Annotated in this window: 11 protein-coding genes; 5 read left to right on the top strand and 6 right to left on the bottom strand. The window is 43.5% G+C overall.

What is annotated here, in order from left to right:
- From WC615_RS21145 to rfbA, 5 genes are all read left to right on the top strand, one after another.
- Window positions 1-334 (top strand): hypothetical protein (locus tag WC615_RS21145; RefSeq protein WP_372980039.1); only part of this gene is annotated, 334 nt, incomplete at its 5' end.
- 68 nt (window positions 335-402) lie between these two features.
- Window positions 403-714, top strand: coding sequence for a DUF3467 domain-containing protein (locus tag WC615_RS21140; protein ID WP_191176022.1), 312 nt, complete (start codon window positions 403-405; stop codon window positions 712-714).
- Window positions 715-825: 111 nt separating this feature from the next.
- Window positions 826-1,761: a GDP-L-fucose synthase family protein gene (locus tag WC615_RS21135; protein ID WP_372980038.1), complete on the top strand. Its 936-nt coding sequence runs from the start codon at window positions 826-828 to the stop codon at window positions 1,759-1,761.
- Between the two features lie 38 nt (window positions 1,762-1,799).
- Window positions 1,800-2,663, top strand: a complete 864-nt coding sequence (gene rfbD / locus WC615_RS21130) for a dTDP-4-dehydrorhamnose reductase (RefSeq protein WP_372980037.1) — start codon at window positions 1,800-1,802, stop codon at window positions 2,661-2,663.
- A gap of 78 nt (window positions 2,664-2,741) precedes the next feature.
- Entirely contained in the window at window positions 2,742-3,608 is an 867-nt protein-coding gene (rfbA, locus tag WC615_RS21125; protein ID WP_372980036.1) for a glucose-1-phosphate thymidylyltransferase RfbA, read from the top strand.
- Between the two features lie 192 nt (window positions 3,609-3,800).
- Here the strand turns inward: rfbA and miaA are convergent, their stop codons facing one another.
- The 6 genes from miaA to WC615_RS21095 all read right to left on the bottom strand — a co-directional run.
- Complete coding sequence (gene miaA / locus WC615_RS21120) at window positions 3,801-4,730, bottom strand: tRNA (adenosine(37)-N6)-dimethylallyltransferase MiaA (protein ID WP_372980035.1); 930 nt, start codon at window positions 4,728-4,730, stop codon at window positions 3,801-3,803.
- An 84-nt stretch (window positions 4,731-4,814) separates the two neighbouring features.
- Window positions 4,815-5,465, bottom strand: coding sequence for a hypothetical protein (locus WC615_RS21115; RefSeq protein WP_372980034.1), 651 nt, complete (start codon window positions 5,463-5,465; stop codon window positions 4,815-4,817).
- A gap of 39 nt (window positions 5,466-5,504) precedes the next feature.
- The gene (locus WC615_RS21110; protein WP_372980033.1) at window positions 5,505-6,917 is read right to left on the bottom strand and encodes a CCA tRNA nucleotidyltransferase; all 1,413 of its coding nucleotides are present in this window, start codon (window positions 6,915-6,917) and stop codon (window positions 5,505-5,507) included.
- Between the two features lie 55 nt (window positions 6,918-6,972).
- Window positions 6,973-7,539, bottom strand: coding sequence for an L-threonylcarbamoyladenylate synthase (locus WC615_RS21105; protein WP_372980032.1), 567 nt, complete (start codon window positions 7,537-7,539; stop codon window positions 6,973-6,975).
- A complete protein-coding gene (locus tag WC615_RS21100) occupies window positions 7,532-8,518 on the bottom strand; it encodes a glycosyltransferase family 9 protein (protein ID WP_372980031.1) in 987 nt (328 codons plus the stop codon). The genes WC615_RS21105 and WC615_RS21100 overlap by 8 nt, the downstream gene beginning before the upstream one ends.
- A 90-nt stretch (window positions 8,519-8,608) precedes the next feature.
- The coding region (locus tag WC615_RS21095; protein ID WP_372980030.1) for a 2,3,4,5-tetrahydropyridine-2,6-dicarboxylate N-succinyltransferase at window positions 8,609-9,131 on the bottom strand (523 nt) is incomplete at its 5' end.

Genomic DNA, 9,131 nt, shown 5'->3' with positions numbered 1-9,131 from the left:
AAACTCAATTTTAAAACGTAAAGATTTAAAATTGGTTGAGGTAAGGGATGCAATTGCAGCAACTTCAAGCCCGATGCTACAAGGTATCACAAGAGCATCATTAGGTACAAAATCGTTCATTTCAGCGGCATCGTTCCAGGAAACTACAAAAGTACTGAACGAAGCAGCCATAGCAGGTAAGAAAGACTTAATGCTTGGCCTGAAAGAAAACGTTATTGTTGGTCACTTAATTCCGTCAGGAACCGGTTTACGCGAATACGAAAATATCCGTGTAGGTTCTCAGGAAGAGTTTGATCGCCTGATGGCTTCAAAAACTGAGGAAGTGGAAGCTTAATCAGATTTTTTAAATACTTTTGCAAAGCCTTCTATGAAAATAGAAGGCTTTGCTATTTTTATACGATCATGGAAGAACAAAACGAAAACCAAATTAACATTGAGCTTTCTGAAGAAGTTGCCGAAGGTGTTTACGCCAACCTGGCTATCATAACCCACTCCAGTTCAGAGTTTGTGCTCGATTTTATCCGCGTTATGCCGGGTGTACCAAAAGCGAAAGTAAAATCGCGTATTGTGCTTACGCCAGAGCACGCCAAGCGCCTGTTAACCGCGTTAGAGGATAATATTGAGAAATTTGAAGCCGTGAACGGCCGTGTTAAAATTCAGAATGACCCTACAGGTTTCCCCATGAATTTTGGCGGAACAATGGGGCAGGCCTAGATAGTTTATTAGTTCACTTGTTGGTTGATTAATTAGTGCAAAGCTTGCTACATGTTTTTGCCTCCATACACCAATAAACTAATGAACTATTGAACCAATGAACCAAACAAAATGAATAAAGATTCAAAAATATATATTGCCGGCAATAGGGGCATGGTAGGTTCTGCCATCACGTGCAAGCTGCAAAGCGAGGGGTTTACCAATTTTGTAACCCGTACCTCGGCCGAACTTGACCTGCGCGACCAGCCCGCCGTAGCTGCTTTTTTTGCACAGGAGAAACCCGAATACGTTTTTCTGGCGGCAGCCAAGGTGGGTGGCATTGTTGCCAATAATACCTATCGCGCCGAGTTTTTGTACGATAACCTGCAGATCCAGAATAATATCATCAATTCGGCACATCTTAATAACGTTAAAAAACTGATGTTTTTGGGGTCGAGCTGCATCTATCCAAAACTGGCGCCACAACCGTTGCATGAAGATGCTTTATTAACCGGCTTGCTTGAACCAACAAATGAGCCTTACGCTATTGCCAAAATAGCCGGTATTAAAATGTGCGATGCTTACCGCGCACAATATGGCTGCGATTATATTTCTGTTATGCCAACCAATTTGTATGGCTATAACGATAACTATCACCCGCAAAATTCACATGTGCTGCCGGCGTTGATCCGGCGTTTTCATGAAGCTAAAGAGCAAAATGCGCCATCGGTTACCATTTGGGGAAGCGGCTCACCACTACGTGAGTTTTTATTTGCCGATGATTTGGCCGAGGCTTGCTACTACCTGATGCAAAACTTTAGCGAAGCTGGCTTCATCAATATTGGAAGCGGTAAAGAGATCACGATAAAAGATCTGGCCTTACTTATTAAGGGTATAGTAGGATACGAAGGTGAGTTAACCTTTGATGCCACCAAACCCGATGGCACGCCACGCAAATTAATGGATGTATCAAAACTGGCAGCATTAGGCTGGACATATAAGACCGAATTAGAGGAAGGTATTAAGCTTGCTTATCATGATTTTATGGTAAAGCATGTAGAACGATAAGCAGTAATTATAAAACACAGTTTTTAACAGGTTGGATAATGAATAAAACAATAGTTTTTGGTGCTTCGGGTCAGTTAGGGCAGTGTTTTAAAAAACTTGTGGAAGATGGTGGCCCCGACTTTTTTATCTTCCCCGGCGAGGACGAAGCCAATATATTGGATACTGCCGCTTTAGAAAAACAATTTGCTGCCCATCAACCGGCATACGCCATTAATTGCGCCGCTTATACTGCGGTTGATAAAGCCGAAGATGATGCCGAAACGGCATTAAAAGTTAATAAAACGGGGGTGGAGAACCTGGCAAGGCTTTGCAGTAAGTATGATACAACGCTTATCCACATCTCAACTGATTTTGTTTTTAAGGGGGATGTATCATCGCCGTTAAAAGAAGATGACATAGCAACCCCCATAAGTGTTTACGGCCAAACCAAGCTCGACGGCGAGAAAGTGATCCCTGTTTTGCTGGATAACTATTTCATCATCCGCACGGGATGGCTATACTCTGAGTTTGCCAACAACTTTGTAAAAACCATGCTTAAGCTTGGTGCCGACCGCGACGAACTTAAAGTAATTGCCGACCAGGTGGGCACACCTACCTACGCTATTGACCTGGCCGGATGCATCATCCATATCATCAAATCGGAAAGCGCGGCATACGGTACATACCATTACAGTAACGAAGGCGTAGCCTCATGGTACGATTTTTCGAAAGCTATTTTTGAGTTGGCGGGTAACAGCATACAAGTTATACCTATATCCACCAGCGAATATAAAACCCGCGCGGTAAGGCCCGCATACTCGGTTATGGACAAAACAAAGGTAAAGCAAACATTTGGGCTGCAAATTCCGTATTGGAGGGATAGCCTGGTTATTTGTATTAACAGGTTAAAACAACAAAACTAATTGGTGATTATAAGGATATCAGTCTTTCGGGATGAAATCACTAATTCACCAATTCAATAAATCACTAATTATCCTCACATGAAAGGTATCATTTTAGCAGGCGGATCGGGAACCAGGCTTTACCCCATAACCCAGGCCATCAGTAAGCAGTTAATGCCTATCTATGATAAGCCCATGATATACTATCCCCTATCGGTTTTAATGTTGGCGGGGATAAACGAGATCCTGATCATTACCACAAAAGAGGATAACCCGGGCTTTGTACGTTTATTGGGTACAGGCGAGGATATTGGCTGCCGTTTTGAATACGCTATACAAGAAAAACCTAACGGGCTTGCACAGGCCTTTGTAATTGGTGCCAATTTTATTGGTGATGATAAAGTGGCACTTATTTTGGGCGATAACATCTTCTACGGATCGGGCTTTAGTAAATTAATACAAAGCTTTAATGATGTAAGCGGCGCTGCCATATTTGCCTACCCGGTTGCCGACCCGGAGCGTTACGGTGTAGTTGAATTTGATAAAGACCTGAAAGCAGTATCTATTGAAGAAAAACCACTGAAGCCCAAATCAAAATTTGCCGTACCAGGATTGTACTTTTATGATAATAGTGTTGTTGAGATTGCTCAAAATATTAAACCATCTGCACGCGGCGAGTATGAGATAACCGATGTAAACCGCGTTTACCTGGAGCAAGGCAACCTGCATGTTGGTGTGATGGACAGGGGCACAGCATGGTTGGATACCGGCACGGTCGATTCCTTAAGTGATGCTACAGAATTTGTGCGGGTAATTGAAAAACGCCAGGCCAAGAAAATTGGGTGTATTGAAGAGGTAGCTTACCTGATGGGCTATATTGGTGCCGAACAGTTACAGGTACTGGCTAACAAATACATTAAAAGCGGTTACGGGGTGTATATCCAGTCGTTATTAGATAACGGATAGGGAAGTTGGCGGTTGCCTGCGCGATAGGTTACTCAAGTGTTCACACTTAGTATTTATTTAAGCCGGTGTTAATCAAATATTTGTAAATTTTATCGCTTTTGGTATTATATCTAAATGCCTCATAATCAAAAAATTGAAATAATTAACGCGTGGTCACGGCAGTGAACGTGAACACCTTTGATTATCAATAAGTTAAATATTGCACTTGTCGATCTTCGCTATCATACTATCAACAAGCTTTTCATCACCCGCATCCATCCAAATAATTTCCTTATCCTTACGGAACCAGGTTAGTTGCCTTTTTGCAAAACGACGGGTATTTTGTTTGATGGCTGCAATAGCAGTATCTACATCTGTCTTCCCATCAAAGTAATTAAACAGTTCAGAATATCCCACAGTGTTTAACGCGTTGTAACTACGATACGGGGTCAATGATGCCACTTCTTCTACCAGGCCATCCTTTACCATGATGTCTACCCGTTGGTTTATCCTATCGTAAAGTTTCTCGCGCGCCATGTCCAGTCCAAATTTGATAATATTGAACGGTCTTTTATTGACAGTTGATTTGCGGTAAGATGATATTGGGTTGCCTGTTGCCTCGTAGACCTCCAATGCCCTTATAACACGCTGTGGGTTGTTGATATCTACTTCGGCATAGTAGGCGGGGTCAACTTGTTTTAATCGCTCCTGTAGGGATGCTATGCCGTTTGCCGATAACTCAGTATTCAGCCGGTCGCGGATATCCGGGTCGGCGGTAGGTAATTCATCAAAGCCCTCGGTGATAGCCTTAATATACAGGCCCGATCCTCCAACCAGTATCACCACATCATGTTTCTTAAAAAGCTCATCAAGCAGTTGCATGCACTGGCGCTCAAAATCGCCAACAGAAAACGGCTCTGTTATGCTGTGCGAATTAATAAAATAATGTGGAGCGGCAGCCAGTTCTGCTTCGGTAGGTTTTGCCGTACCGATAGACATCTCGCGAAAAAATTGCCTTGAATCTGCCGATACGATAACCGTATTGTAATGCTGTGCCAGTTGTATGGCAGCTGCGGTTTTACCACTTGCAGTAGGCCCGGCAATTACAATAAGGGTTTTATTTGGGGAGAGTTCATGGTTCATAGTTGATAGATCATAGCAGCTGCTATGCTTAATACTGTTTTATGTTTTACTATGAACCATGAACTATATGCCATGATCTAATGGTTAATAATCGTCGCGACCGGGTTTGTCTTCGTCTTCAAATTCTTCGTCGTCGCCAAAGCCAAATTCGTCTTCTTCCTCCTCCTCGTCGTCAACTTTTTTCTCTTCAACATCGTCAATACCGGTATCGGTTACTTCAGAAAAATCTTCCGCATCCTCCGGGTTGTAAGCCATCTCGTGTAAAAAGTCGAAATCTTCATCAGGGGCATCGGCTACAGCTGCTGCCGGGTTAAATACATTGCCAAATTGTTTTGGCGCTTCGCCAACCGAACGTACAACAGCAGGGTAGGTGGTGCCCGGTGCTTCGTCAAGAATGATCTTCATCAGCTCCACATGAAAATCAAACGGCCTGTCGAAATTGAAAGTGTAATAGAATTTCTGATGCGGATCGTCAATAAAACTGCTCAACTTTATTTTTTCCATCAGCGGGATCTTGCGGTCGATCCTTTTCTGATTAGGCATATAGGTGATCTCTTCACCCTTCATCCATTGGTCGTTACTGATGTAAAAAGAAGACGGATATTCGGGGTTATAACCGGTGCTCTGGTGTATAGCCTTGTGAAGATCCTCGAAAGTTTGGTTTGATTTTACATCAATATCCCTCGAAACGTCGTCATAATCTTCAAAAGTAACCCTGAACCTGTATAGTGCCATTTTATAAGTAGTTTTTTGTCAAAAATAGTAATGTTTAATTTAATTTGTGGTTGCCACAACTTTCAAGCCAATTTCTTTACCTTTTTCAATTGTAAAGTTAATTGCGGCTTCGCGCTCGTTAGGTATTTCACCTTCTAATATAGCTTCGCGTATTTTATTCTTTATTATACCCACCTCGCGGCCTTCACCAATGCCAAATAGCTGCATAATATCCAGCCCGGTTACCGGCGGCTGCCAATTGCGAATATTATCGCGTTCTTCAACATCTTTTAGTTTTTGCTGTACCAGCTCAAAGTTGTTGCGGTATTTCTTAACCTTGTATTCGTTTTTGGTAGTAACGTCTGCTTTACACAATAACATCAGCGCCTCAATATCATCGCCGGCCTCAAAAAGCAAGCGTCGCACAGCCGAATCGGTAACGATTGATTGTGACAACACAATAGGGCGTAAATGCAGTTGTACCAGCTTTTGCACCAGCTTCATCTTTTCGTTAAGCGGCAGCTTTAGCTGCGCGAATATCTTAGGCACCATACGGGCGCCTTTATCTTCATGGCCATGAAATGTCCAGCCATGTGCGGGTTCAAAACGTTTGGTGGGCGGTTTGGCAATATCATGCAGTATAGCTGCCCAACGTAACCAAAGGTCGTCGGTGGTTTCGCAAATGTTATCAAGCACCTGTAAGGTATGGTAAAAGTTATCCTTATGGCCTTTACCGTTAATGATCTCTACGCCATACAGCGCTACCATTTGCGGGAATATGATATGCAGCATCCCGGTATCAAACAGATAATTAAAACCGATAGATGGTTTTGGTGAGAGGATGATCTTGTTCAATTCGTCGGTTATCCGCTCCTGTGAGACAATTTTGATGCGCTGCAGGTTGCTTTTTATAGCTGCTATGGCCTCATCATCAATCCTGAAATCGAGCTGACTGGCAAAGCGAATGGCTCGCATCATGCGTAGCGGGTCGTCAGAGAAAGTCTCTACCGGGTTTAGCGGGGTGCGGATAAGCTTAGCTTCCAGATCGGCGATGCCATCAAACGGGTCTATCAGCGTACCAAATTCATCGCCATGTAAGGCAATAGCTAAGGCATTGATGGTAAAATCTCGGCGTTTTTGGTCGTCCTCTAAAGTGCCGTTCTCCACAATTGGTTTGCGCGAGTCTGACCGGTAGCTTTCTTTGCGGGCGCCAACAAACTCCACCTCCACATCCTGGTAACGCAGCATGGCCGTACCAAAGTTTTTAAATACCGACACTTTAACGTTAAGTTTTGCAGCAACCGCTTCGGCAAAGGCAATGCCATTACCTAAAATAACAATATCAATATCTTTTGATGGGCGATTTAAAAAAATATCGCGCACATAGCCGCCAATTGCGTAAGCCTGTACATCTTGTTCGGCAGCAAGTTTGCAAATAACAGAAAATACCGGATGTTGCAGGTGTTGTTTCATAAGTAGGCTGCGAACAGGCTTGTATTATGGCGCAAATTTAGCGATTATTAAAAAACTAACGGCGAATAAATTCAAAACCGCCATTTGGGTTTAACCGCATAATGGTTGATGGCTTCCTTATCTCGGTGCTATATTGGTCAAGGTCAACCACATAATCAACCCCGTCAATAATATCCTGGTCTATTTTTGAAAAGTACTCAGGAGATGGTTTGCCGCTAATATTGGCCGATGTTGATACCAAAGGCTTGCGTAAACGCTGTATAAGTTGCTGGCAAAAAGGGTGACTGCTTACCCGTACACCTACGCTGCCATCTTCGGCAATTAACGCCGGCGATATGTTTTTAGCGCCCGGCATAACCAAAGTAAGCGGGCTTTCAGCGTACTCTATCAGGTCGTAAGCAATATCGGGCACCTCGCTGATGTAAGTTTGCAATTTATTGTCGATATCCAGCAGGATGATCATGCTTTTACTTTCTTCGCGCTGTTTAAGGGCGTAGATCTTTTTAACAGCATCGGTATTGGTGGCATCGCAGCCAATGCCCCATATGGTGTCGGTAGGGTACAGGATGATGCCGCCGTCCTGTACAATTTTAAGCGCCTTGTTTACTTCGTCTTTAAGCATAATTCAGGTGCAAACTTAATGCATTTATTATTTTTATTTCATCCAGCATTTCCATGCACTTAGGTATGCCGTATAATTTGCAGGTATTACGTACGCAGGGCTCACATATCAATTTGCCATACCTTATAATAGTAAGCTCTTGTTTATTGTAAGGTGCGGTGTTGGCTTCATCGCCCGCGCCAAATAAAACAATGGTAGGCGTACCCACGGCGTTTGCCAAATGTGCCGGGCCAGAGTCGGTTGTTAATACAGCTTTGCTACCGGCCATTAGTTCGGCCAGGCCTGTAAGGTTGGTTTTGCCGGCAAGGTTTTGTAACCTATCGGCATTATCTAAGTTAATTAGTAGTTCATCAACAAAGACAGCCTCTTTTGGCGAACCTATGAATGCAAAGGATACATCTTTAAAGGAAGTTGTAAGTGCGTTAATAATACTTCGGCCCTTATCCAGCGGCATCCTGCGGGACGACGCTTCGGAGTTGAAATTGATAATAACAGTATCTTTTATTGCCGCGGATGGATCAGCTTGCAGTTTAACTACTTTATCAGTGATTGATTTACCGGTAGAGTTTTCAAGCAGGGAAATATACTCATCAACCCGGTGCAGGTTAGCCGGTTTCTTAAAAGATCGCGTTAGCAAAAAAAAGCCACCCTCCTTATTAAAACCTACGCGTTGTTTGGCGCCGCTTGCCCATGCCATTACAAATGACGACAGGGAATGAGGGAGGTTAAAATAGATATCGTATCGCTGGCTACGCAATTTTTTGCCAAAGCTATACACGCCACCTAAACCGCTGAACTCTTGTTTCGAGAAAATATGAACGTGATTTAACCCGGGGATGAGCTTAGCAATGCCGCCCAGTTCTTTTTTGATGATAACATCGATAGATGCACCAGGATAAAGCTGCCGTATCGCGTTGATGAACGCGGTACTCATAACCACATCACCAAGCCAGTTGGGCAACCTTATTAGTATCTTCATTTTTGTGTTGATTAGGTGAGTAGTTGATTAAGTAAGTAGTTGAAATTAAAGGATAAAAACACTCACTTAATCAACCCAATCAACCATTCACTATACAGCTACGTTATTCTCCCTTAAAGCATCGTTTAGTGATGTCTTTTTATCGGTTGATTCTTTACGCTTACCTATAATTAAAGCACATGGCACCTGGAACTCGCCGGCAGGGAATTTTTTAGTGTATGAGCCAGGTATAACTACCGAGCGGGCAGGTACGCGGCCTTTATATTCAACAGGCTCGGGGCCGGTTACGTCAATAATTTTTGTTGAAGCGGTTAAAACCACGTTAGCCCCTAAAACGGCTTCGCTTTCTACGTGTACACCTTCAACCACAATAGCGCGTGAGCCCAGGAAGCAGTTATCCTCTATAATTACCGGGGCTGCCTGTACCGGCTCTAACACACCGCCAATACCAACACCACCGCTTAAATGTACATGCTTGCCAATTTGGGCGCATGAACCTACAGTAGCCCAGGTATCAACCATGGTGCCTTCATCAACGTAAGCGCCAATATTTACGTACGATGGCATCATGATAACACCTTTAGCCAGGTAAGCGCCATAGCGGGCAATAGCA

This window comes from Mucilaginibacter sp. (assembly GCF_041663085.1).
In the GTDB taxonomy this organism is placed as follows: Bacteria; Bacteroidota; Bacteroidia; order Sphingobacteriales; family Sphingobacteriaceae; genus Mucilaginibacter.
Note: the sequence above shows the minus strand (reverse complement) of the source record. Positions and strands in the feature narration are given on the sequence as shown.